Origin of the sequence: Kitasatospora sp. NPDC058162, assembly GCF_042884005.1 — a bacterium.
GTDB lineage: Bacteria > Actinomycetota > Actinomycetes > Streptomycetales > Streptomycetaceae > Kitasatospora.
This window is the reverse complement of the sequence record NZ_JBHVUS010000017.1, coordinates 70,585-96,243: the sequence shown is the minus strand read 5'-3', so window position 1 is coordinate 96,243 and position 25,659 is coordinate 70,585. Positions and strand designations below refer to the sequence as shown.

Here is a 25,659-nt window from a genome sequence, read left to right as displayed (position 1 = left end):
CATGGACACCGCCGAACTGCTTCTCCACCCAGTACGCCTCCGCGTGGTGCACTCCCTGTCCGGCGGACGCGAGCTCACCACCGGCGAACTGTCCGCCCGGCTGCCCGATGTCCCGAAGGTCAGCGTCTACCGGCACGTGGCCCTGCTCGCGGAGGCCGGCTTCCTCGAAGTGGCCGAGGAGCGCCGCGTCCGCAATGTCGTCGAGCGCCGGTACCGGCTGCGCCGCGACCGCCCCTCGATCGACGGCGAAGCGGCCGCGACCATGTCCCTGGAAGACCACCGCCGCGGTTTCGCCGCCGCCATGGCCGTCCTCATCGCCGAGTTCAACGCCTACCTCGACCGCGAGGGCGCGAACCCGACCGCCGACTCGGTCTCCTACCGCCAGGGCACCCTCTGGCTCAGCCCGGACGAACTCACCGAGCTCGTCGGCGAACTGGTCGCCGCCCTGCGACCCCGGCTGGAGAACCAGCCCGGCCCGGGCCGGGTGCCGTACCTGCTCAGCCCCGTCCTCTTCCCCACCGATCCCTCATCCCCCTGAGCGCGGACCGTCAGGCCGCCCGGCCGGGGACTGCTACCCGAGCGCAGGGCCCAGGCGGTGCGCGAGCCGTCAGGCCAGGGAGTGCAGCGCCCGCTCCATGTCGGCCGCGTCCATGGCGTGGCCCAGCTGCCGGAACCGTCCCAGCGCCTCGCTCAGGCAGCTCCTGGCCCGGTCGGTGCGGCGCAGCACCGCGCACGCCTGGCCGAGGATCCCGAGCGCGTGCCCCTCCAGGGTGCCCGAGGCCTGACGGGCCAACGGGAGCGTTTCCTCGGCCGAGCGGACGGCAGCCCCGGCCCGCCCGGCCGCCAGGTGGACCCGCGCGACCAGGACCCCTGCGGCGACCTGGTAGTCGGTCTGGCCGAGGCGGCGCATCCGTCGGCGCGTGTGCTCGGCCTCGACCAGGGCCGGGCCCAGGTCGCCGCTCAGGTGCAGCACCCGGGCGAGGTAGAAGCGGCCCAGGGCCGCCACGCAGCAGGCCTGCCGGCCGGTGAGCTCGGCGCCCCGGAGGGCGGTGGCCCGGGCCTGGTCGAACCGGCCGGTCCGCGCCTGGTTGACGGCGAGTTCGCCGAGCGCCAGGCCCTCGGCCCCCTCGTCCCCGAGCTCCTGGAAGAGCGTGACGGCCCGGGTCAGCACCTCGATCGCCTCCGGGTAGCGCCGCTGCAGCCGTGCGGTGGCGCCGAGGAGTCGCAGGGCCCTCGCCCGCAGGGGGAGCAGTTCACGGGCCCGGCAGAGCGGCAGCGTGCGCTCGAGTTCGGCGCGCGCCTCCGGGAAGCGGCCGGTGTGCCAGAGCATGCTCGCGCGCACCGTGCGCGCCAGCGCCTCCGCGGCGTGCTCGCCCCGCCCCCGGGCCGCGGCGGCGAGGTGGCCGGCGAGCTCGCCCACCGCCCCCGCGTACCCCCGGCCGAACATGGCCGACCCCATGGTGTCCAGCAGGTCGGCGGCCCGGGCCGTGGACAGGCCCCGGTCCCGGCAGGCCCGGTGGATCACCGTGTGGTGCAGGGCGCTCTGGGCCAGCATCCAGGCGTTGGCCTCGTCGATGCCGTGGAAGGCCGGCGCCGGCACGGTCGTCACGGCCCCGGTCAGCCACTTCCCGGCCCGGTTGGTGTGGTGCGAGGCCCCCTCGCTGTTGCGGGCGGCGGCGAGGCAGAAGTCGAGCAGCCGGGCGAACGCCGCGGTGACCGCCTCGGGGGCGTCCTGCCGCTCGCTCCGGCCCCGGGCGAACACCCGGACCAGGTCGTGGAGCCCGTAGCGGTCGGCGGCCGGCGACTGCAGCAGGTTGAGGTCCACCAGCGCCTCCAGCAGCACCCGGGTCTCGTCGGGCCCGCGGTCGAGCAGGGCGCCGGCGGCGGCGAGCGGGAGTTCGGGTGCGTCCGGCAGGGCGACCAGCCGCAGGGCGCGCGCCTGAGCGGTGCCCAGCCGGCCGTAGGAGAGTGCCAGCGCGGGCTCCACCGCGCTGTGGTCCCAGGCGAGTTCGGCGAGCCTGGTGCCTTCGTCGGCGAGGCTCGCGGCGAGGCCCGCGAGCGACTGCCCCGGGTCGGCGGCCAGCCGGGAGCCGGCCACCCGTACCGCCAGGGGCAGCAGGCCGCAGGCCGCGACGATCGCGGTGGCCGCCCGGGGCTCGGCCGCGATCCGGGCCCGTCCGGCGACGGCGGCCAGCAGGTCGACCGCCTCGGACGGCGCCATGGCGTCCAGGTGGAGGTGGTGGGCGCCGGGCAGCGGGCCGAGCCAGTGGCGGCTGGTGACCAGCACGGCGCAGGTCCGGGCGCCCGGCAGCAGCGGGAGCACCTGCGCGGCGTCGGCCGCGTTGTCGAGCAGGAGCAGCAGCCGGCGGCCGGCCACCGTGGTGCGGTAGAGCGCGGCGCGCTCGGCCGGGTCGGCGGGCAGTACGCGCTCCGGCGCCCCGAGGGCGGTGAGCAGCTCGGCGAGCGCCTCGGCCGGGGCGAGCGGGTCGCTCAGGGTGCCGCGCAGATCCAGGCGGAGCCGACCGTCGGGGAAGCGGTCGCGCAGGGCGTGCGCGACGTGCAGGGCCAGCGCGGTCTTGCCGACCCCGCCCAGGCCGTTGACCGCCACGACGGGCACGGCCGCCGGGTCCGGCGGGGCGAGCAGGCCGGTCAGCCTCGCCACCGCCGCCTGCCGGCCGGTGAAGTCCGGGATGTCGACGGGCAGGTGCCGGGGCGCCGGGGGCCTGGGTTCCGGGAACGGCTCCGGTATGGCCGCCGGGCAGCGGGGTGGGCGGTGGGCCGGGCGGCTCGGGCCCGACGGTGCCGGTCCGGTACGGCGGATCCGGTCCAGTACGGCGTCCAGCTCCGCGCAGTCCAGTCCCTGGTCGAGGTGGAAGCGCCGGGCCTCGGCGTGCACGGCCAGGGCCTCGGCGGCCCGGCCCGTCCGGTGGAGCTCCAGCATCAGCAGGGCCCGGAACCGTTCCTGGAACGGATGGGCGAAGACCGCCCGTTCCAGGTCGACGAGGCAGGACGGGCTGTCCCCGAGTTCCACGTCGAGCCCGAGCTTGGTCTCCAGCGCCGTGATCCTGCGCAGGGTCAGGTGTTGGCGCAGTTCGGCGGCGTGCCGCCCCGGCAGGCCGGCCAGCGGCTCGCCCCGGTGCAGGGCGAGCCCCCGGGCCAGCAGGTCCCGGGCCCGCGGCCGGCCGCCGACGGCCAGGGCCCGGTCGGCCTCCCGGACCAGGGAGTCGAACTCGCCGACGTCGACCGCCCGGGCCGGCACGTCGAGCCGGTAGCCGTCGTCCACCGTGACCAGCAGGTCCCCGGCGGCGTGCCGGCGCAGCTCCCGGCGCAGCCGGTAGGCGTGGGTGGCCAGCACCGCTCCGGGCCGGGTCGGCGGGCGCCCCTCCTCGAAGACCCCGTCGGCGAGCGCGGCGGCCGTCAGCACCCGGCCGGGGTGGGCCAGCAGCATGGCCAGGAACGCCCGCTGCTGGCGGCGCCCCAGGTCGAGCGGCTGCCCGTCGTACCAGCCGGCCGGCGGGCCCAGCAGGGTGAAGCGCGGTCCCGTCCCGCTTTCCGCCGGGGTGGTGGGGTGATCGCGCGGTGGGTCCGGCGTGTCCGCGCCGGGCGGTTCGCGGTGGCTCACCGTCCGCCGTCCGCGGCGCCCGGTCCGACCGTTGCCGCCCGCCCGGCCAGCGGGGCCCGGGGCCCTTCGGGCGAGGACAGCAGTGCGGCGATCGGCCAGGCCGGTCGACGGACCAACAGGTCGGCCGCCCGGCGCAGCGGGCCCGGCAGGTGGCCGCAGGCGGCCGCCAGGGCGCGTGCGGCGTCCGGCTCGCGGGCCGGACGCTCCGGGCCGAGGATCCGGTCGAGCAGGAGCAGCGCCTCCGGTGGGCTCAGCGGGCCGAGGCTGACGGTGCTGTGGCCGTCGTGGCCGCTGTGGCCCGCGTCCCGACCGCCCGCTCCGCCCGGACCGTCGACCGTGACGAGGGCGGCGCAGCCCGGCGCCGTGGGCAGCAGGGGGCGGACGGCCGCCACGGCGGTGACGCCGTCGAGCACGACCAGGACGCGGCGTCCGGCCAGCAGCCGTCGGAACAGGGCCTCGCGTTCGGCAGGGCCCGGCGGTACCGCCCCGTCCTCGACGCCCAGCGCGCGGACGAACGCCGCCAGGGTGTCGGGCACGGCGTCGGGGCCCGTGCCGTGCAGGTCCGCGTACAGCTGGCCGTCGGGGTGGTCGGGGGCGGCCAGGTGGGCGGCGTGCACCGCGAAGGCGCTCTTGCCCGCACCGCGCGGGCCGGTCACGGTGGCCTGCCTCGCCGGTCCGTCGGCCGGTCCGGCCGACCCGGCCAACAGACCGGCGACGGCGGCCAGCTGGGTCCGGCGTCCGGTGAAGTCGGCCAGATCCGGGGGCAGTTGGAAGGGGCACCGGACCGCCCCGGTGGGCGGCGCCGGTGCCGGGCGGCCGGAGAGCTCCAGGTCGAGCTCCCGGCAGTGCCGCAGCGCCTCCTGGCGGCGGCCGGCCAGCAGCCGGCGTTCGTGCGCCGCGAAGGGGCCCGGCACACCGTCCAGCGCCGGGCCCGACCAGAGGACGAGCGCGTCGGAGAGCAGGGCGCGGGCGCGTTCCGGTTGCCAGTTCCGGCGGGCGGTGGCGGCGTCCGCGAGCCCGGCCAGGAAGGCCGTCCGGTCGAGGGCGCCGGGGTCGACGTCCAGCCGGTAGCCCTTGCCCTGGTGCCGCAGCAGGCTCGGTCCGGTCCGCTCCGGGTCCGCTCCGTCCAGCACCTTGCGGAGCCGGTAGACGTGGCCGGGCAGGGCGCCGGCCCGGTCCGGCGCCTCGTCCCCCTCCTCGCCCCACACCCCGTCGACGATCTCGCCCACCGGGACGGTCCGGCCCTGGGCGGCGAGGAGCACCGCGAGCACCGCCCGGTCCCGGGCCCGGTTGATCCGCAGCTCCCGGTCCGCCGACCAGGCCCGCAGCGGGCCCAGGATGGTGAAGCGCACCTCTTGCACGGCCCCCCCGTAGATCCTGCTCGGCCCGCCCCGACCGACGGGAGCCGACGCTGCGTCATCCTACGCATACGGAGTGCGATCGGGCCCGGGTTGAAAGGGATTGGCCTGAGTCGGCCCGGGTTGGCCGGAGTTGGGCCATACTGCCGGAATATGGCGGGCAGCGAGCGGCCCGCTCAGTCCGTCAGCTCCCGGGCCAGGTCGGCGACCATCCGTTCCAGCCAGGACCGCACCGTCTCCGGGTCGAACAGGTCGGCGTCGTACTCGGCCTGGCCCGCGTAGCCGTCCCGGTCCGGGGTGAGGAGCACGGAGAGGTCGGCGCGGGTGGAGGGGCCCGGCACGTCCTCGATCCCGACGGTCAGGCCGGGGAGGTCCAGGGCGATCGCCGGGGTGCTCTGCACCGCGAGCAGGACCTGCGGGTACGAGGGCGGCAGCGGAACGCCGCGCTCGCGCAGGTCCCCGACCAGCTGGCCGAAGGGCACCGTGGCGTGGTCGAGGGCGGTGGCGACCGCCTCGGTGGCCGCGTCCACGAGCGCCCCGAACCCGCCCGGGGAGCGGGTGGGCAGCCGGATCGGCAGCCCGAAGGTGAGCAGGCCGACGACCTGCTCGTCCACCGGCCGGGTGCGGTTGGCGTGGGAGAGCGCCACCAGCGTCTCCGCCGCCCCGCTCAGCCCGCCCAGCAGCCGGGCGTAGGCGGCGAGCAGCACGGCCGAGGCGGTGGTGGAGCGCCCGGCGGCGTAGCGGCGCACCGCCTCGGCCAGCGCCGCCGGGAGGCGGAAGTCGACCGTGCCGCCGCGCCCGGAGCGCTGTTCGGGGCGGGGGCAGGCGGTGGGCAGTTCCGGCACCGGCGGGAGGTCGCCCAGGGCCTCGGTCCAGTGGTCGAGGGCCTCGGCGACGGCGGCCCGGGTGACCACGGTCCGCTCCCAGCAGGCGTGGTCGGTCATCCGGCCCGGGTCCGGCAGCGGCCGGCCGTCCGCACGGTACAGCGCGCCCAGGTCGGCCAGCAGGGTGGCCAGCGACCAGCCGTCGACCACGATGTGGTGGAGCGACAGCAGCAGCACCCACGCCTCGTCGGCCGGGCGCAGCAGCCGGGCGCGCAGCAGCCGGTGCCCGTCCAGGTCGAACGGCAGGGAGCCCTCGGCCCGGGTGGCTGCGGCGAGCGCCGTGTCCCGGGCCGCGGGGGCGAGCGCGCGCAGGTCGTCGACCGGCACGTCCACCGGGGTGTTCGGCATGACCTGTTGGAGCAGGCCGAGGTCGGTGTCCCGGTAGCGGGTGCGCAGGCTCTCGTGGCGCTCGGTCAGCGCCGTCAGCGCGGCGGCCAGCCGCTCGGGGTCCAGCGGGCCGTCCAGGGTGATGCGCTGGGTGATGTTCCACACCGCCGGGTCCGCGGACCGGCCGTGCATCCAGTGCAGCCGGCGTTGCGCCAGCCCGGCCGGCGCGGCGGCGAGCGCCGCGCCGGAGCCGGTCAGGACGGCCAGCACCCGCTCCCGGTGCGCCCGGACGAGACCGGCCACTTCCTGGTCCAGCGCCCCGGGCGGGGCCAGGTAGCCGAGCCGGTCGCCGGTGGTGCGCAGCACGATCCCGCGTTCGTCGAGCAGCCGGACCAGCCGGTCCCAGCCCTCGTCGGCGGTGGGCGCGGTGGCGGTCACAGGGTGCCTTCCTCATAGGCCGGGGCCGGGCGGTCCTGGACGGCCGGGCGGTGGGCGGCCATCGCCCGGATGGTGGGGCGGCGGAAGAACTCCAGCACGCCGATCCGCAGCCCGGTGGCCTCGCGCACCCGGTTCAGCAGCCGGGTGGCGGCCAGCGAGTGGCCGCCGAGGTCGAAGAAGGAGGTCTCCACGCCCGCGGGGCGGCCGAGTTCGTCCTCCCACAGCCCCTGCACGGTGCGCTCCAGCTCGGTGGCCGGGGCGACGGCGGCCAGGCCTGCGCCGAGCGGCAGCGGTTCCGGCAGGGCGGCGGTGTCGAGCTTGCCGTTGACGCTGAACGGCAGTTCGGCGACCGCGGCCCAGAGCCCGGGCACCATGTGCTCGGGGAGCAGGTCGGCCAGCTGGTCGCGCACCCGGGGCAGCTCGGCGGCCGCGCACTGGACGTACCCGGCGAGCGCGGTGCCCGTCGCGGTCCGGCGTCCCGTCACCGCCGCGCCGCGCACGCCCGGAACGGTCCGCAGCACGGTCTCGACCTCGCCCGGTTCGATCCGGTAGCCGCGCACCTTGACCTGGCGGTCGGCCCGGCCGAGGTACTCCAGGGTGCCGTCCGGCCGCCACCGGCCGAGGTCGCCGGTGCGGTAGCGGCGGCCCTCCGGGGTGTCGGTGAAGACGGCGGCGCTCTCCTGCTCCCGGCCGGGGTAGCCGAGCCCGACCTGGACGCCGAGCACGTGGATCTCGCCGACGGCCCCGGCCGGGACGGGGCGTCCGGCGGCGTCCAGCAGCACGATCCGGGCGCCCGGCACCGGGCGGCCGATCGAGGCGTGGTCCGGTCCGTCCGGGGTGGCCTCACCGGCCGTGACCCCGTGGGTCTCGGTGGGCCCGTAGTGGTTCAGCAGCCGGCAGCCGGGGTTGCGGGCCAGGAACGCCCGCAGTTCGGGGGTGAGCAGCAACTGCTCGCCACCCTGGACGAGTTCGCGCAGGTGGGGCGCCGGTTCGTCGCCGAGCGCCCCGATCAGCGCGGCCAGCGGGGTGTACGGCAGGTGCAGCCGCTCGGCCCGGGTGGCGCGGACGACGGCGGCCAGCGCGGTGATGTCGTAGCGGGTCTCCTCCTCGATCAGCAGCAGGGTGCCGCCGCCGGCCAGCGTGGTCAGCACCTCCTGGACGCTGACGTCGAACCCGCAGGAGGCGTACTGCAGGGTGCGGGCGGCCGGGTGCTCGGCGACGTTCCAGGCGATCAGCGAGGCCAGGCCGAGGGTGTGCATCAGCACGCCCTTGGGGCGGCCGGTGGAGCCGGAGGTGTACAGCAGGTAGGCGGCGGCCCGTGCCGAGGGGACGGGCAGCGGCGGCAGTTCGGCTCCTCCCGCGGGCTCCGCGTCGGTGTCGGTGTCGGTGTCCGCGTCGGTGTGGACGGTCGGCAGCGAGATGCCCATCAGGTCCGTGCCCGGGGCGGTGAGCAGCACGGTCGGTGCGCTGTCGGCGGCGATCAGCCGGCAGCGCTCGGCGCCCTGGACCGGGTCGATCGGCACGAGCACGGCGCCCAGTCGCAGCACGGCCAGCAGCGCGGCCACCTGGTCCACCGAGCGCGGCAGCAGCACGCCCACCCGGTCGCCCTCGCGCACCCCGGCGGCGAGCAGCCGGCGGGCCAGCTCCTCGGCCCGGGCGTGCAGGGTCCGGTAGTCGGTCTCCGTCCCGTCGACGGCGACCACCGCGACGGCGTCCGGACGGTCGGCCGCGGTGGCGGCCACCGTGGCCAGCGGGTGCGCGGGCGCCCGCTGCGCCTCGGGCCCGCGCTCCAGGGCGGGGTCGGCCGGGGCGGCCGCCAGCTCGGCCAGCGGCCTGGCCGGGTCGGCGACGGCAGCGGTGAGCAGCCGCTCGAAGGCGTCGAACAGCCGGTCCACGGTGGCCCGGTCGAACAGGGTCTCGGCGTACTCCACGTGGCAGCGGATGCCGTCCGGGAGGTTGGTGAGGAAGAGCGACAGGTCGAACGCGGAGCGGTCGACCACGTGGTCCAGCGGACGGGCGGTCACCCCGGGCAGGTCCAAGGCGAAGACGGCGTGGTTCTCGAACTCGACCATGACCTGGAAGAGCGGGTTGCGGCTGGTGTCCCGCTGCGGGTTCAGCTCCTGCACCAGGACCTCGAAGGGCAGTTCCTGGTGCTCGTAGCCGTCCAGCGCGGTGGAGCGGACCCGGTCCAGCGCCTCGGCGAAGTCCGGTTCGCCGGAAAGGTCCAGCCGCAGCGCCAGGGTGTTGACGAAGAAGCCGACCAGGTCCTCGGTGCCGTCCGCCCGGTTGGCCAGCGGAGTGCCCAGCACCACCTCGTCCTGGCCGGCGTAGCGCTGCAGCACCCCGGCGAAGGCGGTGAGCAGCACCATGAACAGGGTCGAGCGCCGGCTTCGGGCCAACTCCCGTACGCCCGTCGAGAGTTCCGCGGGCAGATGGCGGACGTGGGAGCGGCCGCGGCCGTCCGGCACCGCGGGGCGGGGGCGGTCGGTGGGCAGGGTCAGCACCGGCAGGTCTCCGCCGAGCACCTTGCGCCAGTACCCGAGGCTCTCCTCGTAGGCCCCGGCAGCCACTGCGGCCCGCTCCCGGGCGGCCTCGGCGGCCGGGGTGGTGGTGAGCGCGGGCAGCCGGTGCGGCCGCTGCTCCCGGGCGGACCGGTAGAGCTCCCCCAGCTCCCGGGTGATCACCACGGTGGACAGGGTGTCGATCACGATGTGGTGCATCGACAGCACCAGGACGTGCCGGTCGGGCCCGGTCTCCAGCAGCGCGGCGCGGAACAGCGGGCCCTCGGCGAGGTCGAAGCGGCGGGCGCCCTCGGCGGCGACCAGCGCGGCCACCGCGTCCTGTGTGACCGAGTCCTCCGTCGGCCCGTCCACCAGGCCGTCGGTCGGGACCCGTTCCAGCACCGGGCCGTCCGGCGCCGGGAGCACCTGCTGGAACGGTTCGCCGTCCTGCTCCCGGAACACGGTGCGCAGCCCGACGTGCCGTTCGACCAGCGCCCGCAGCGCGGCGTCGAGCGCGTCCGGGTCCAGCGGGCCGTCCAGTTCGACGGCCTTGACCTCGTTGTACTGCGCCGCGTCGGGCATCATCCGGTGCAGGAACCACATCCGCTGCTGCGCGTAGGACAGCGGGGCGCCGCGCCCGGTGGAGCGGCGCAGGGCGTCGATCTGCGGCAGGCCGGCGGCCACCAGGTCGGGGGCGAGCCCGAAGTCGACGAAGCAGGCGATCTCGTCCGCGCCGGCCGCCCGCAGCTCGTCGAGCACGGACCGCACGCTGTCCGGGGTGCCGATCAGGGCGCGCGAGGCGCAGTAGCGCTCGTAGGCGCGCTCCAGCACGAACTCCAGGTCCTCCTCGGGGGTGTTCTCGAAGTCCAGGGTCAGGCCGAGGCTGTTGGCCATCTGCCCGAACAGCGAGAGCGAGGAGCGCAGGTAGTGGCAGAACGGGCGGTAGGCCTGCTCGCGGGCGGTGGCGAGGTCGGTGCCCAGGTAGGTGTGGACCAGGACCACCACCCGGCCGGCCTCCGGGTCCAGGCCGTGCTCGGCGCGGGTGCGCCGGTAGAGGGCGACGTTCTCGGCGAGCTGGGCGATGTCCTGGGTCATCAGGTTGGTGATGACGCCCAGGTCGTGCCGGGCGGCCTCGCGGAAGCTGTCGGGGTTGCCGACGATCGCGGTGAACATCGGCGGCTGCTCCTGCAGCGGGCGCGGGTGCAGGGTCACCTCGATCGGCTCCCCCTTGCCGTTGCGGCCGCGGTAGGGCTCTCCGCGCCACAGCGCCCGGACGGTGTCGATCTGACGGTGCATCAAGTCCTTGTGATCGCCGTAGTTCTCGGGGAAGAACAGGAAGTCGTTGGGGTGCCAGCCGCTGGCGCAGCCCAGGCCGACCCGGCCGCCGGAGAGGTTGTCCACCACCGACCACTCCTCGGCCACCCGGACGGGGTGGTGCAGCGGCAGCACCGCGCAGCCGGCGTTGAGCCGGATCCTGCTGGTCTCCCGGGCGAGTGCGGCGGCCAGCACCGAGGGGTTGGGGAAGATCCCGCCGAAGGAGTGGAAGTGGCGCTCCGGGAGCCAGACCGCGTGGAAGTCGTGCCGGTCGGCGTAGCGGGCGCTGTCCAGGACGATGCGGTACTTCTCGTCCTCCGGGGAGTCCAGGGGGTAGTCGCCGAAGAAGTACAGGCTGAAGTCCACCGGGCGCTGCGGGTCGCGGACCGGCTGGTACGGGTACGGCGTCGGGGCGGGCTCGACGGCGTCGGTGGCCGTACGGGCTTCCTCGGTGACCGTACGGGCTTCCGCCGCAGCGGCGGGCTCGGGCAGCTCGGCCGCCGGGCGCGGGGCCGGCAGCCGCACCCCGGGCGGGGCCGGGAAGAAGCCGCCGCGCCGCAGGCCGCGCAGCGACTCCCGGACGGCGTCGACCACGAACTCCAGGTCGCCGTCGGTGTGGGCGGTGGAGAGGAAGAAGTTGCGCCACTCCCAGACGTAGACCCCGCGGGTCAGCAGCTCCGGGAAGAACAGCTCCACGTCGGCCCGCGGCTCGAACCGGAACAGCGAGCCGAAGTGGGCCAGCCGCAGCGGGAACTCCTCCTCCTCGAAGAACCCGTTGAGAGTGGCGGCCAGTTCGTCGGTGCGGGCGTTCAGCCGCTCCTGGAGGCCGGGGCCGGCCTCCTTGAGGTGGCGCAGCACGGCACCGGCCGCGGCCATCGCCAGCGGGTGCTGGATGTAGGTGCCGCCGAAGAAGGTGGTGTCCTTGGGCGGGTAGCTGTCGTCCCCGTAGTCCCAGTGGCCGCCGTCGATCCCGTCCAGGAGGTCGGCCCGCCCGGCGATCGCGCCGATCGGGTAGCCGCCGCCGAGCACCTTGCCGTAGGTGGAGAGGTCCGGGGTCACGCCCCAGAAGCCCTCGGCGCCGCGCAGGTGGGGCCGAAAGCCGGTGAGCATCTGGTCGAAGAGCAGCACGATGCCGCGGCGGGCGGTCAGTTCGCGCAGCGAGCGGACGAACTCGACCGGCTGGCGCCCCGGGTGGCGGCTCTGCACCGGCTCGACCAGCACGGCGGCGATCCGGTCGCCGAGCTCCTCGATCACCTGGAGGCTCTGCGGATCGCCGTACCGCAGCACCACCAGGTCGGCGACGGCGCTGGCGGGGATGCCGCTGGACACCGGGACGGTCTCCCGGTCGGCGCCGTGGCCCACCGTCCGGCCCAGGGTGTGGTCGAAGTGGCCGTGGTAGGAGCCCTCGAACACGACGATCTTGTCCCGGCCGGTGTACGCGCGGGCGAGGCGGATCGCCCCGGCGTTCGCCTCGGTACCGGAGTTGGCGAACGCGACCCGCTCGGTGCCGGTCAGCTCGGCCAGCAGTTCGGCGGCCTCCCCGGTCTCCGGGCCGCGCGGGCCCAGCCGCAGGCCGCCGGCCAGGTGCTCGCGGACGGCCTCGGTGACGAACTCCGGGTCGTGGCCGAACAGCAGGACGCCGAAGCCCATGGTGATGTCGACGTAGGTGTTGCCGTCGAGGTCCTCGAGGCGGGAGCCGCGGGCCCGGCGGGCGGCGAGCGGGTAGAGCATCTCCTTGGTCGAGGAGCGGAAGCCGACCACGGCCCGGCTGTCCGCGAGGGTGCGCCGGTGGCGGCGGGTGACCGCCTTGGAGGCGGCGGTGCGGGCGGTGAAACGGGCGACCAGCCCGTCCACGTGGGCGCGCTGCTGCTCGGTCAGGCCGCCGGAGGCCATGCCGGACTCGCGGGCGACGGTCACCCGGGGGCCGTGCACCTGCGGGGCGGTGGGGGCGGCCGGCGTGGGGACTGCGGTGGCGGGGGCGGCTTCGACGGCCGGGGCGGGCGCGGTGAGGGGGGCGGGCGCGGGCGGCACCACCACGGTCCCGGTCCCGGCCAGCAGACCGAGCTGGTCGCGCATCAGGTCGGAGAACTGGCCGAGCAGCGCGAGCTGGCGCTCGATCAGGCCGGTGCCGTCGGTCACCGGGGCGGAGGCCACCGGCAGCGCAGGCGCGACCGGGACGGGCGCGGTGGGCAGGACGGACGTGGCAGGCGCGACCGCCTGGGGTGCCGGGGCCTGGGCCGGAGCAGCAACCGGCTCGGGGGCCGCGACCGGCTCGGGCGCCGCGACCGGCAGGAGCCCGTCCCTGACGGCCGGCTCCAGCCGCCCCGCGATCAGCCCGGCCAGCCGGGCCGGGGTGTCCGCCGCCTCGAACAGTTCGCGCATCGAGACCCGCACCCGGAAGGCCCGCTCCAGGTCCCGGATCATGTTGATCATCCCGAGCGAGTCGGCGCCCAGGTCGAAGAAGGGGTCGTCGGCTCCGATCGCCCCCTCGTCGTGGCCCAGCTGGCGGGCCGTCTGTTCCAGCACCCGGCGCAGCACCGCCTCCTCGGCGAGCTGCTCGGGGCTCGCGGCGGGCACCGCCACGACGAGGTCCGGGGTGACGGGGTCCGAGACGGTCTGCTGGGGCGGCGGTGCCTGGTGCATGGCGGGGTCCTCGGTGGTCGGCCGGTCGGGGGCGGTGAACCAGTGGCGGCGGCGCTGGAAGACGGTGGTCGGCAGCGGCACCCGGCGGGCCGGGCCGTCCGGCCAGTCGCGGGCGGCGGCGTAGCGCGCCCAGTCGATCGGGACGCCGTGCGACCACAGCGCGGCGGCCGCGGCGGCGAACTGCCGCTCCGGCGGCGCGCCGCGCCGGGCGGCGGCCAGGAAGTGGCGGTGCGGCAGCTCCCGGCGGCCCATGCCGGTGAGCGTCGGGTGCGGGCCGAGCTCCAGGAAGAGCTCGTGGCCCTGTCCGTCCAGGGCGGCCAGCACCAGGTCGAAGCGCGCGGTCTCCCTGGTCTGCCGGACGAAGTAGTCGGGCGTGGGCACGGCACCGGCGGCCAGCACCTCGCCGCCCAGGTTGCTCACCAGCGGTACGGCCAGCGGCCGCAGCCGCAGCCGGGCGAGCTGCTCGCGGAACGGTTCGAGCACCGGGTCGAGCAGCCGGGAGTGGAACGCCCGGTCGCCGGCGAGCCGTTCGGTGCGCACGCCCTCGGCGGCCAGCGCTGCCTCTGCTGCCGCGATCTCCTGCGGCGGGCCGGACAGCACGCACTGGCCGGCGCCGTTGACCACGGCGAGCTCCACCCCGGGCAGCCGCCCGGCGAGTTCGGCGAGCCGCTGCGGACCGGCCATCACGGCCGTCATGGCGCCGGGTGCGGTGGCCCGGTGCATCAGCCGGCCGCGCAGCGCGGTGAGGAACATCCCGTCGGCGAGGTCGAGCGCTCCCGCCGCGTGGAAGGCCGCGTACTCGCCGGCGCTGTGCCCGGCGACCGCGGCCGGGCGGAGCCCGAGCTCCTGCCAGAGCCGGAGGTACGCGGCCTGTAGGGCGAACAGCGCGGGCTGCGCCGCCTCGGTGGTCCAGTCGTCGGCGGCACCTTCGGGCACGGCGTCGAGCAGCAGCGGCAGCAGGGGTTCGTCCCAGGCCTCGCGGTGCAGCCGGTCGCACTCCTCCAGGACGGCCCGGAAGACCGGGAAGGCGCGGTGGAGTTCGGCGGCCATGCCCCGGTACTGGGCGCCCTGGCCGGTGAAGAGCAGCACCGGCTGGACGTCGGCGCGCAGGGCCTCGCGGCGGACCGGTACGGCTCCGGAGCTGCGGCCCGCCAGGTGGGCCTCCAGCCCCCGGACCAGGTCCTCGGGGCCGACGCCGGTGACGGCCAGGCGGTGGCGCAGCGCGCGGCGCCCGCCGCCCAGGGTGAGCGGCAGGTCGCCGGGGGCGGGGGCGGGCCCGTGGGCGAGGCGGTCGCGGAGCAGTGCGGCCAGGTCGGTCAGGCCCTGCTCGGTGCGGGCGGACAGCGGCAGCACGGTCGGGGCCTGCCGGGGGCCGTCGGCGCCGTGGGGCACGGGCGTCGCCGGTGCCTCCTCCAGCACCAGGTGGGCGTTGGTGCCGCCGACGCCGAGCGCGCTGACCCCGGCCCGGCGCGGGGTGGCGCCGGCCGGCCAGGCGCGGCGCTCGGCGGAGAGCCGGAACGGGCTTCCGTCGAGTTCCAGCGCGGGGTTGGGCTTGGTGAAGTTGACCAGCGGCGGGATGGTGCCGTGCCGCAGCACCAGCAGGGCCTTGATCAACCCGGCCAGTCCGGCGCAGGTGTCCAGGTGGCCGATGCTGGGCTTCACCGAGCCGAGCGAGCAGAAGTCGGCGGCCTGGGTCCGGGCCCGGAACGCCTGGGCCAGCGCCCGGAACTCGATCGGGTCGCCCAGCGGGGTGCCGGTGCCGTGCGCCTCGATGTAGCCGACGCTCTCGGCCGGCACCCCGGCCAGGTCGAGGGCCCGGCCGACCACCGCCGCCTGGCCGTCCACGCTGGGCGCGGTGTAGCCGACCTTGAGCCCGCCGTCGTTGTTGACGGCCGAGGCGAGGATGACGCCGTGCACGGTGTCGCCGTCCGCGAGCGCCCGGTCCAGGCGCTTGAGCAGGACGGCCGCGACCCCGTTGCCGCCGACGGTGCCGGCGGCCTCCGCGTCGAAGGCCCGGCACTCGCCGTCGCGGGCGAGGATCGAGCCCTCCTCGTAGCGGTATCCGGCGGCCTGCGGGATGTGCAGGGCGGCGGCCCCGGCCAGGGCCAGGTCGCAGTCGCCGACCAGCAGCGACTGGGCCGCCAGGTGCACCGCGACCAGCGAGGTGGAGCAGGCGGTCTGCACGCCGATCGCCGGGCCGGTCAGGCCCAGCCGGTAGGCGACCCGGGTGGCAGCGAAGTCGGCCTGGTTGCCGATCGCGGTCTGCAGCGCGGACACCGGCTGGGCCGGGTCGACGGTGGCGGCCAGCGTGTGCTGGTAGTAGGTGCGCAGCGCGTACAGGGTCATCCCGGTGCCGGCGAACACGCCGACCCGGCGCTGCGGGTCGGGCGCGTCGTAACCGCCGTCCTCCAGGGCCTGCCGGCAGATCTCCAGCAGCAGGCGCTGCTGGGGGTCCATCAGCGCGGCCTCGGTGCCGCTGATGCCGAAGGCCTCGGCGTCGAACCGGTCGGTGTCGGGCAGGGCCCCGGTCACCGGGACGAAGTCGGGGTGGCGGTACTCCTCGGGGCGCAGTCCGGCGGCCGCCAGCTCCTCCTCGGTGAACCGGGTGGTGCTGCGGACCCCGTCGACGATGTTGCGCCAGTACTGCTCGGGGGTGTCGGCGCCGGGGAAGCGCAGGGCCAGGCCGACGATGGCCACCCGGCGGTCGCCGCCGTCCGGGGTACCGGAAGCGGTGGCGGCGGGCGCGGTGGCGGCGGCCGGGACCCCGGCGGGCGCCTCGGTCAGGTGGGCGATCAGGGCGTCCACGGTGGGGTGGCGGAACAGTTCGGTGGGCGCCGGGGGCGTCGGCAGGGCCGCGCTCAGCGCGCCGTGCACCCGCATCAACTGCAGGGAGCCGATGCCGAGTTCGGTCAGCGGGCGGGACGGGTCGAACGGCGCGTCGAGGACCGCCTCGAAGGCGTCCAGGACGGTCCGGCGCAGCTCTGTGGTCGCGGCGGGCGGGCCCGCAGCGGGGACGGGCTCGGCGGTCCGTTGCTTCGGCCGTTCCTCGTCCGTACGGCCGACCGGCGCCTCCGGAACCGGCCGGGGTGCGGTGGCCAGCAGGTGACGGCGCGCGGCGGGGGCGCTCGGCTCGGGCCCGGCGTACCAGCGGCCCGGCGGGCCGGACAGCAGCAGGGTGGCCAGTCGGCGGCCGTGCGCGGCGCTCAGCACGGCGATGCCCCGGGCGGCGGAGGCCTGCTCGTGGTGGGTGGCGCGGTTCATCCCGACCCGGCTCCACAGGCCCCAGGAGATCGTCCAGGCCGGGGCGCCGGTCTCCCGGTGCAGCCGCTCGACCGCGCTCTCCAGGTAGCGGTTGGCGGCGGCGTACGCGGTGGAGCCGACGGCCTCCTGGAAGCCGACCATCGAGGAGAAGCCGACGAACTCGGCGCCGGGCCGCTGCCGGACGAGCTCGATGAGGCGGTCGGTGCCGGTGGTCTTGGCGCGCACCGCCTCGCGCCAGTCCTCGGGGCCGGTGCCGGAGAGCAGGGCGATCCGGTAGGCGCCGGCCAGGTGGAGCACGCCGTCCAGCGGTGCTCCCCAGTCCCGTTCGGCCTCGGCGACCACTGCGGCCAGCTGCTCGCGGTCCGTCACATCGGCGCGGCGGTAGTCGACCCGGCCGCCGTAGCCGGACAGCCGGTGCAGCGCGGCACGGCGTTCGGCCGCCTCGGCGGTCGGCGCGTCCAGGTCGGTGCGGCCGATCAGCAGCAGCCGGGAGCCGTGCTCGCGCAGCAGACCGGGCAGCAGTTCGGCGGCGATCCCGCCGAGCCCGCCGGTGACCAGGTAGCGGGCGCCGGGCGAGAGCAGCGAGCAGCCGTCTGCCTCGGCGGCCTCGGCGCCGGTACTGGGAGCCGCCGGTCCGAGCCGGGGCACCCATGGGCGGCCCTCGCGCCAGGCGCACTCGGGCTCCGGCCGGGGCTCGGCCAGCAGGGCGAGCAGCGCGGCGGCCTGCTCGGCGGGTGACAGGCCCGTCGGCAGGTCGATGTGCCGGGCGGCCGGCACCAGCTGCTCGGCTCTGCCGCCGGCGGTCAGCGCCGCCGTCAACGCCGCTGCCGGGTCCGGCAGTTCACCGGGCAGCACGGCGTGCAGTCCGGCGCTGACGGTGACCAGCTCGCCGGTCGGCGGCCGGTCGGCGAGGGCCCGCAGCAGGGCGAGCAGGGCCTCGTCCGGCGCCGCGGCGTCCACGGGCCCGCCGGTTGCGCCCCAGAGGTGGACCACCCGCTCGGGGTGCTGCTCGCCGAGCCCCCGCAGCCACTGCGCCGGGTCGGCGGTCGGCGGCTGCTCCACCACCACGGCCCCCGGCAGGGCCGCGCGCAGCGCCTCGGTGAGGGTGCCGGGGCCGGCCGGGCCGAGCAGCAGGGTCGTCCGGGCCGCCGCGGCTTCGAGGACCTCGGGGACGTCCGGCACCGGGCGGGGTTCCCAGGCTAGACGGCGCACGCAGTCCGGCAAAGTACGGGCGTTGGCCTCCGCCAGGTCCAACGCCACGATGTGCTCGTCGAGTTCGCGGTCGAGCAGGCGTCCGCGCAGGGCGGTTCGCTGGATCTTGCCGCTGGTGGTGCGCGGGAACCCGGCCGCCGGCACCGGGAGCACCAGGACGGGGGCGGGCTGTCGACGGGCGGCCAGCAACCGGCGGACCTCGGCGGCCACCGGGGCCGCGGGGGCGTCCGGGTCCTCCGGCACATAGGCGATCACCAGCTGCTCGGTGCCGGTGCGTTCGTCCGGGACCCCGAAGGCGGCGACGTGCCCGGAGCGCACCCCCGCCACCGAGGCGACCACGTCCTCCAGCTCGTGGCAGAAGTGGTGCACCCCGTTGACGATGATGATCTCCTTGCGCCGGCCGGTGAGCACCACCTCCCCGTCGGCCAGGAAGGCGAGGTCCCCGGTGTCGAACCAGCCGTCGCCGACGAAGGACTCCCGGTCGGCGGCCGGGTTGTTCAGGTAACCCGGGGTCACCCGACCGGAGTTGACCTGGAGCCGGCCGACCCAGTGCTCGGGCAGGGCCCGGCCGTCCTCGCCCGCGACCCGCATCCTGGCCCCGGGGGCGGGGCGCCCCATGCTGAGGAAGGCGGTGCCGCGCTCCGGGGAGTCCGGGTCCGCGGGCTCCAGCCGGCCGGTCAGCGAGTCGGTGCGCACCAGGCGGCGGGCGCCGTCCTCCTGGTAGCGCTTGTAGGTGACGATGGTGCAGGTCTCGGCCATGCCCCAGCCGAGCAGCACGTGCTCCGCGCGGACGCCGAACGGCGCGGTGGCGGCGAGGAATTCGTCCAGCACCGCCTCGGTGCACTGCTCCCCCGCGTTGATCAGGGACTTGACCGAGGAGAGGTCCCAGTGCCGGCCGGGGCCGGCCGCCCGCACCGCCTCGGCGACCAGCCGGTAGCCGAAGTTGGGCGACCAGGAGTGCGCGCCCCGGTAGCGCTCCAGCGTGTCCAGCCAGACCAGCGGATCGGCGAGCACCAGCTCGGTGGGCACCTGCACCTGGTCGGCGGCCAGCGCCACGTCGCGCAGGTGGAACATCAGCAGCCCGGCGACGTGGTCCAGCGGCAGCCAGTTGACGGTGACGTCCTCGGGCGAGTTTCCCTGGGCGACCGCGCCGGCCACGTACTCCAGGATGCCGCGGTGGGTGATCTGCACCGCCTTGGAGCGGCCGGTGCTGCCGGAGGAGAGCTGGAGGATCGCGACGTCGCCCGGGTCCGGGGTGTGCTCGGCGCCGGTGCGGGCGGGTGCGGCGGCGGTCGGTGGGGCGGCGTCGGCGGCGGGCGGGGTGGCGCCGTCGGCGGGCCGGTCGACCGCGATGACCCGCAGGCCGGGCGCCGGGTAGAGCTCCCCGAGCCGGGCCAGGCCCGCCACCGCCGGGCCGGCGGCGAGCACCGGCGGCTCCTCCAGGGTCTGCCAGGCGTGCCAGAGCTTCTCCAGGACGGGGTTGGGCTGGTCGTACCCGGGCGGGCGGGCCACCGTGACCGGCTGCACCCCGCCCAGCAGACAGCCCCACAGGGTGGCGAAGTAGTCGGCCGGATCCGGCACTTGGAGGATCACCCGGTCGCCCGCCCGCAGCCCGGCGGAGGTCAGCAGGGCGAGGGTCTCCCGGGCCCGCTCCAGCAGCCGGCGGTAGCTCAGCGCGGTCGCCCCGCCGTCGGCCCGGACCAGGTGCAGGCCGCGTTCGGGGTGCCGCTCGGCGGCGCGCAGCAGCGCCTCGGGCAGGGTGCGCGGCGCGTCCGGCGCCGGCACGGGCAGCGGGGCGCCGACCGCCTCGACTCCGGAGCCCTCGGGGGTGGCGCCGTCGGGGGCGGCCGCCGAACCGTCCGGGGCGGGGCGGACGGCCGCGCCGCTGACTCCGAACGGCCGCCAGTGCGGGGTGAGTTCGCGCAGGTGGCGCAGGGCGGGCCCGGGCTCGGCCGGCGGCCGGGCCGTCGCGGCGGCGAGGGCGGCACGGTCGGGCTCGCCGTCCGGGGTCCGGACGATGCCGTCCAGCAGGTGGACCTCGGCGCCCGGGTCGGCGTCCAGCAGGGCGGCGGCGGCCCGGCGGCGCAGCGCGGCGGGGTCGGTGTCGGCGGCGGGCACCAGGTAGGCCAGCAGGCCGGGACGGCCGTCGGCGCGCTCGACGGGCAGCAGCGCGCAGTCGGCGACCTCGGCCCGCACCAGCAGCCGGGCCTCCAGGGCGCGCAGCCGGGCGCGCTCGGAACCGGTGGAGCTCATCAGCTACGGCACCTTTCGGATCGGTGCGGGGCGTGCGCGGGTGGGGCTGCCCCGGGTTGCGGAGGGTGGGTGGATCGGGGTGGCCTGCGGCCCGGTGGGGCGTCGGCGGATCCGGTGGCGCGGTGTTCGCCGTGCGGTACTCGTGGGTGCGGCGACGTGTGGTGCGGAACTACGAGACCCTGAACGGGGTTTCAGCGTTTGCGGGACCGGGTGACGTGGACCAGGAAGCCCAGCGCCAGCACGATCGGGACGGCGTGCGAGACGCCGACCACGGTCAGCGGACTGAGCAGCGACAGCAGCGTTCCGCTGAGCAGCATCCCGGTGCCCATGCCGACGTTCTCGGCGGAGGCCAGCAACCCGAAGGCCTGGCCGCGCCGTTCGTCGGCGAGGGCCTGGATCCGGGTGGTGTACGAGATCTCGGTGAAGCCGTCGCCGAACCCCGCGCCGATCGCCACCAGCAGGAACAGCGGGGTCGGCAGCCCGGTGAAGATCAGGATGAAGCAGCCGGACATCAGGCAGGTGCCCAGCGCGAAGGCGCGCTCGCCCGGTTCGATGCCCCGGCGCAGCATGAGCCGGGAGACCAGCTGCTGGGCGCCGAGGTTGCCCACCGCCCAGGTGGCCCAGAACATGCCCAGCAGTGCGGCCGGGTTGCCGGGGTCGTGCTGGTTGGCGAAGACCGGCAGGCCGATGTTGTGCGCGGCCGAGCCGAAGGCGTCCAGCAGCCGGATCGCCGCCATCGCGCCGACCACGGGAGCGGCGCGCAGCACGATCAGCGCCTGCCACCGGCTGCCGAATCGTTTCGCCTTGCCGGTCTCAACAGCACCGTCCTCCGCGGCCTCGACCGGCTGCTCGGCCGGTTCGGGCCGGGTGCGCAGCGGCAGCCGGACCACCACGGCGGCGAACACCACGAAGCTCGACGCGTCGATCAGCAGGGCCGCGCGGAACCCGGCCCAGGCGACCACCACGCCCGCGGAGGCGAAGCCGAGCACCATGGCGGCCGAACGGCAGCTCGCCATCAGGCTGTTGGCCCGGGCCCGGCGCTCGGCGCCGACCATCTCCGGGATGCTGGTGCGCAGCGCGACGGCGCACACCGCGGCCGCGCCGCCGAAGACCAGCGCGAGCGGGTAGAGCACCGGGATGCGCGCGGAGACCGGGGCGAGCGCCACCACGACCAGGGCCACCGCCTGGGCCAGCGCGCAGCCCGTCATCAGTCGTCGCCGGTCGACCCGGGCCACGAGCCGTCCGGCGACCATTCCCCCGGCGAAACCGCCGGTCAGCCGCAGGATCAGGTACCCGGCCGTGCCGAGCGCGTTGCCTGCCGCCTCGTACGCGAACAGGCTGAGCGCCACCAGGTCGAGCTGGCTCCCGTAGGTGGACAGGGCGTCGCCGAGCGCCAGCCGGTAGAACACCCGGGGCAGCTTCTCGGTGGTCTGGTGCGGTACTTGCTGTGCAGTGTCCGGCACCGGTCCCCCAGGCACGCCGCGTCGATCGCCTCAGTGTGACATTGCACCGCAATCTAGGAGCCGCCCGGCCGTAGATCAAGACCTTGATCGTGCACTGTCCGAAAGATCGTGAGTTCGGCCGACTCGGGGCCATCTTTCCGGCCAGGCTGGCGAGTTGCCGCCGGTGGCATGTCAACTCCCGTTCACATGCACATGCCAGCATGCGCGCGGCCGAAAGCCCCGGCCATCCGACCCCGCCGCCTGACGCGACTCGCCCCGCCCGACCCGACCCGGAGGACCGCCGTGAAGCGCACCCCCGCCCTCTCCGCCGCCCTGGCCCTCACCCTGGCCGTCGGCGCCCTGTCCACCGCGGGCACCGCGTCCGCCCACGACCACCCCGCCCCCGACCGGCACGGCCGCTACGGGACCAAGACCCCCTACCAGCCGCAGGGCGATCCGGCCGGCTACCAGCAGCCCCCGCAGGGCTTCCGTCCGGTCTTCACCGAGAACGTCGCCCGCCACGGCTCCCGCGCCATGACGGGCAGCGACGACGGCGACGCCGTGCTCGCCGTCCTCGGCCGGGCCGAGGAACAGGACGCCCTCACCGACCTCGGCGCCGAGCTCGCCCCGCAGGTGCGGTCGCTGCTGACCGCCGCCGCCACCCTCGGCTACGGCAACCTCTCCGCCCGCGGCGCCCAGGAGCACCGGCAGACCGCACTACGGCTGGAGCAGCGGCTGCCGTCCCTGTTCCGGACGATCGTCGCCGACCGGGAGCCCGTCGTGGTGGAGACCTCGGGCGTCCCGCGCGCCGTGGCCAGCGCCGACGCCTTCACCGCGGGCCTGACCGCCGGCCAACCCGACCTGGCGGGCCTGATCAAGGCCCCGGTCACCGACAAGGACCTGCTGTACTTCCACAAGCAGCCCCAGAACGCCGACTACCGGGCCTACCTGGCGGACGACCCCGACCTGGCCGCGGTCCTCGCCCGCAACGAGGCCGATCCGCGCACCGCCGAAGCGGCCCGGCACACCCTCACCCGCCTCTTCCGGGCGGACTTCGTCGCGGCCCTACCCGTCGACGAACAGGTCACCTTCGCCCGCTCCTTGTACGAGCTCTACAGCGCGGCGCCCGATCTCAGCGTCGAGGCGCCCGAGGTCGACCTCTCCCGCTACCTCACCGGCCACGACGCCCGCCGGCTCGGCTACCTCGACGACGCCGAGGAGTTCTACCAGAAGGGCCCCGCCTTCAGCGGACGCACCATCACCTACAAGATGGCCGGCGTCCTCCTCGACGACCTCCTCGCCCAAGCCCGGAGCAGGGCCGACGGCAGCAACCACAACGGCGCGGTGCTGCGCTTCACCCACGCCGAGGAGATCGAGCCGCTCGCCGCCCTCATGGGCCTGCCCGGCAGCACCGAGGGCGCCGATCCGGCGCAGCCCTACAGCTACCGGAACAACCCCTGGCGCGGCGCCGAGGTCGCGCCGATGGCCGCGAACATCCAGTGGGACCTCTACGAGAGCGCGCCCTCCGACGGCAGCCCGGCCGAGCACCTGGTCCGGATGCTCTACAACGAGCAGGAGACCGACTTCAAGCCCGCCTGCCGCCCGGTCGCCGCGGGCAGCCACTTCTACCGGCTCGACGAACTCCGGCGCTGCCTCGGACACGGCTGACCCCCCGAGCCTCGGGAGGGTCGGGGGGCCGAGGGGGTGCCGGGGTCCGGGTGTCAGCTCGGGGAGCCGGTCCAGGTCACGGCCTTCCCGCCCTGCCCGGCGCCGTAGTAGACGAACTGGACGGTGAACGGGTCCGCCGCGGCGTTCGGCAGCGCGTACGCGGACACCCCGGTGGACGCCTCGCCCGGTGCCAGCGACTTGGCGGGGAACTTCATCCGGCCGCTGCCGTCGATCAGCGTGGTGACCAGGCCGCCGTTGGAGTCGTGGACGAAGGGCATCCCCGACGCGGCGAGCGAGGCGTCCTTGGAGCCGGTGTTGGTGATGGTGATCCGCACCTGGATGATCGTGGTGTTCTTCGGCGCCGCGAACACGGTCTCGTCCGGGACGTACGGCTCCGGCGGGGCCATCGTGACCTTCAACCCGTCCGAGTAGGTGTAGGACTGGCCGAAGCCCAGGTGCCGGGCCTTCTCGTCCGCGGCCCTCGCCTGCTGCTCCTCCTCCAGCTTCTTCTTCGCGGCGTCGAGCCGCTCCTTCGCCTTCGCCGCCCGGTCCGCGGCGGCCCGGTCCTCCTCCTCGGAGCGGGCCCGGGCGGCGGCCTGCTCGGCCTTCCACTCCTCGTTCGCGGAGTGCACCTGCATGACGACGAACACCCCGCCGCCGACCGAGACGAGCAGACCGGTGATGCCCAGGATGACGCCCGCGAGGGCCACCCCACGGTTGGTCGCCTGGCCCTTGCGCACGTACCCCAGGCCGATGATGCCGAAGATCAGCGCGAGCAGGGCCGGCAGCCAGGACAGCCAGAACAGGATGATCGCCAGGCTGAGGACGGTGCCGACGATCCCCAGCACCATCGCCGCGACGCCCAGGCCATTGCGGGGCTGGGGTGCGGACACCGGGTACCCCGGCCAGTACGGCGGGGGCGGGTACGCGCCGGCGGCGGCGTCGGCCGGAGGCGGGTACGCGCTGGCCGCATCGGCCGGAGGCGGGTACGCACCGGCGGCGGCATCGACCGGGGCCGGGGCCGGGGCACCGGCGGGGGCAGCGGCCGGCGCGGGGGCCGGGACCGGAGCCGACTCCGCGGCCGGCGCCTCACTCTGCCCCGGAGTCAGCGGCGCCCACGGGTCGGCGCCGGCGGGCCCCTCCCCGGACTGCGGGCTGTCGGGCGGGACAGGAACGGTCATGCGGGATCCTTCGGGAACGTCGGGACGATGAGCGGCTTTCCGCCCCGGGCCAGGTCCTTCCGAAGTCCCCCGCGCCGGCGGCCCGACCTCCGCGAGACGCGCACCGGTCCGGGCCGGACCCGCGCGCGTCGGCTCCGGGACGGGAGCGCGGCGGGGTCGGCGACTGATCAACATACAGGTGCCCGGTGCCGACCCCGACACCCGGGCCCCCCACACCCCATCAACCACAACCCTCCTTCGCCTGCGACTGACCTCGAGCGACGCGGCTCCAGGGAAAACCGCTTGCCGTCCGCCCCGGCAGCGGCTGCAATGTCCGGCAAGATCACGCGGGTGTGCCCGGCCCACCGTTCGGCGCTCCGGGCGCACCCGCCACCGAACCGTCAGGCGGGAGACGCCAGCGATGAGTACGCCACGACCGTCATCCGGCGCGGAGCGGGCCGACGGGGCGTCCGTGCCGATCGGCGTCCTCGTCCCGCTGAGCCGTCCGGGCTGGGTCGAGGCGGGGCGGCACCTGCTCGCCGGGCTGGAGACGGCCGTCCGCGACGTCAACGCCGCCGGCGGGATCGCCGGCCGCCCGCTCGAACTGCTGGTCCGGGACACCGCGGCCGATCCTAAGCGGGCCGCGGCGGCGGTGGACGAGCTGGCCGGCCTGGGCGTGGTCGCCCTTGCCGGGGAGTACCACAGCGTCGTCGCCCGGGCCGTGGCCGCGCGGGCGGACGCCCTCGGCCTGCCGTACCTCTGTTCCTCGGCCGTCCTCGACGCGCTCACCGACGAGCCGACGGACCGGGTCGCCCGGCTGTGCCCGGCGCAGTCCCACGGCTGGCGGATCTACGCGGACTTCCTCCTCGGCGCGGGCCACCGCCGGATCGCCGTGTCAACCCAACCGAGCGTCTACTGGGCCGCCGGGGCCCGCATCCTGCGGGAGCACCTCGCCCCGCACGGCGGCACCGTGGTCGAACTGGACACCGGCGCGCTCTCCCCCGCCGACCTCTGCGGGGAGCTCGTCCGGCACGGCGCGACGGCACTGCTCCTCCTGGTCGGCACCCCGGAGCCGGCCGTCCCGATCGTCCGGGCCGTCCGTCGTGACCAGCGCCTCACCGAGGTCCTGATCGGCGCCCCGGCGGGGCAGCCGGAGTTCGCCGAGTGGCGGGCCCTGCTGGGCGACGAGGGCGCGGCCGTCCCCTTCCTGCGCTACCTGCCCGAGCACCTCGGCCCCGAGGGCGAGCGCGTCGCGGCGGCCCTACGGGAACGGCTGGGCGAGGCACCGTCCTTCGTCGCCTTCGAGGGCCACGACACCGTCACCGTCCTCGCCGAGGTACTGCGCTCCACCGGCCCGGACCGCGACGGCATCACCGCAGCCTGGCCGAAGGTCACCGTCCAGGGCACCCGCGGCCCGATCCACTTCACCCGCGCACCCGGCACCGGCGTATGGCAATGGGCCTGGCCACCCGTCCAGATCGCCGACCGCGACCCGGCCGCACCCGACCACTTCCGCGTCCTCCACACCGCCTGACCCCACCCAGCGGGCCGACGAGGCTCAGCCCACGGCGCCGAA

The 25,659-nt window shown here is 76.2% G+C and carries 9 protein-coding genes; 3 read left to right on the top strand and 6 right to left on the bottom strand.

Annotated elements, in window-relative coordinates; genetic code table 11:
* Nucleotide 1 precedes the first annotated feature (1 nt).
* Nucleotides 2–538, top strand: coding sequence for a helix-turn-helix domain-containing protein (locus ACFVXG_RS27155; protein ID WP_387931046.1), 537 nt, complete (start codon nt 2–4; stop codon nt 536–538).
* Nucleotides 539–607: 69 nt separating this feature from the next.
* On the opposite strand, the gene ACFVXG_RS27150 is transcribed toward ACFVXG_RS27155, so the two are convergent.
* From ACFVXG_RS27150 to ACFVXG_RS27130, 5 genes are all read right to left on the bottom strand, one after another.
* Nucleotides 608–3,622, bottom strand: a complete 3,015-nt coding sequence (locus tag ACFVXG_RS27150; RefSeq protein WP_387931045.1) for a BTAD domain-containing putative transcriptional regulator — start codon at nt 3,620–3,622, stop codon at nt 608–610.
* Nucleotides 3,619–4,983: a BTAD domain-containing putative transcriptional regulator gene (locus ACFVXG_RS27145; protein ID WP_387931044.1), complete on the bottom strand. Its 1,365-nt coding sequence runs from the start codon at nt 4,981–4,983 to the stop codon at nt 3,619–3,621. Before ACFVXG_RS27145 ends, ACFVXG_RS27150 begins: the two co-directional genes overlap by 4 nt.
* 173 nt (nt 4,984–5,156) lie before the next feature.
* A complete protein-coding gene (locus tag ACFVXG_RS27140; protein ID WP_387931043.1) occupies nt 5,157–6,629 on the bottom strand; it encodes a condensation domain-containing protein in 1,473 nt (490 codons plus the stop codon).
* A complete protein-coding gene (locus ACFVXG_RS27135) occupies nt 6,626–19,813 on the bottom strand; it encodes a MupA/Atu3671 family FMN-dependent luciferase-like monooxygenase (protein ID WP_387931042.1) in 13,188 nt (4,395 codons plus the stop codon). The genes ACFVXG_RS27140 and ACFVXG_RS27135 overlap by 4 nt, the downstream gene beginning before the upstream one ends.
* A 191-nt stretch (nt 19,814–20,004) precedes the next feature.
* Nucleotides 20,005–21,276 carry an MFS transporter gene (locus ACFVXG_RS27130; RefSeq protein WP_387931041.1) on the bottom strand — a complete coding sequence of 424 codons (1,272 nt, stop codon included), beginning with the start codon at nt 21,274–21,276 and terminating at the stop codon, nt 20,005–20,007.
* A gap of 282 nt (nt 21,277–21,558) precedes the next feature.
* On the opposite strand from ACFVXG_RS27130, the gene ACFVXG_RS27125 reads away from it, so the two are divergent.
* Nucleotides 21,559–22,923 carry a histidine-type phosphatase gene (locus ACFVXG_RS27125; RefSeq protein ID WP_387931040.1) on the top strand — a complete coding sequence of 455 codons (1,365 nt, stop codon included), beginning with the start codon at nt 21,559–21,561 and terminating at the stop codon, nt 22,921–22,923.
* Between the two features lie 53 nt (nt 22,924–22,976).
* Here the strand turns inward: ACFVXG_RS27125 and ACFVXG_RS27120 are convergent, their stop codons facing one another.
* On the bottom strand, nt 22,977–24,104 hold the full coding sequence (locus ACFVXG_RS27120; protein WP_387931039.1) for a DUF4190 domain-containing protein: 1,128 nt from the start codon (nt 24,102–24,104) through the stop codon (nt 22,977–22,979).
* 400 nt (nt 24,105–24,504) lie between these two features.
* On the opposite strand from ACFVXG_RS27120, the gene ACFVXG_RS27115 reads away from it, so the two are divergent.
* Entirely contained in the window at nt 24,505–25,617 is a 1,113-nt protein-coding gene (locus ACFVXG_RS27115) for an ABC transporter substrate-binding protein (protein WP_387931038.1), read from the top strand.
* Nucleotides 25,618–25,659: the final 42 nt, after the last annotated feature.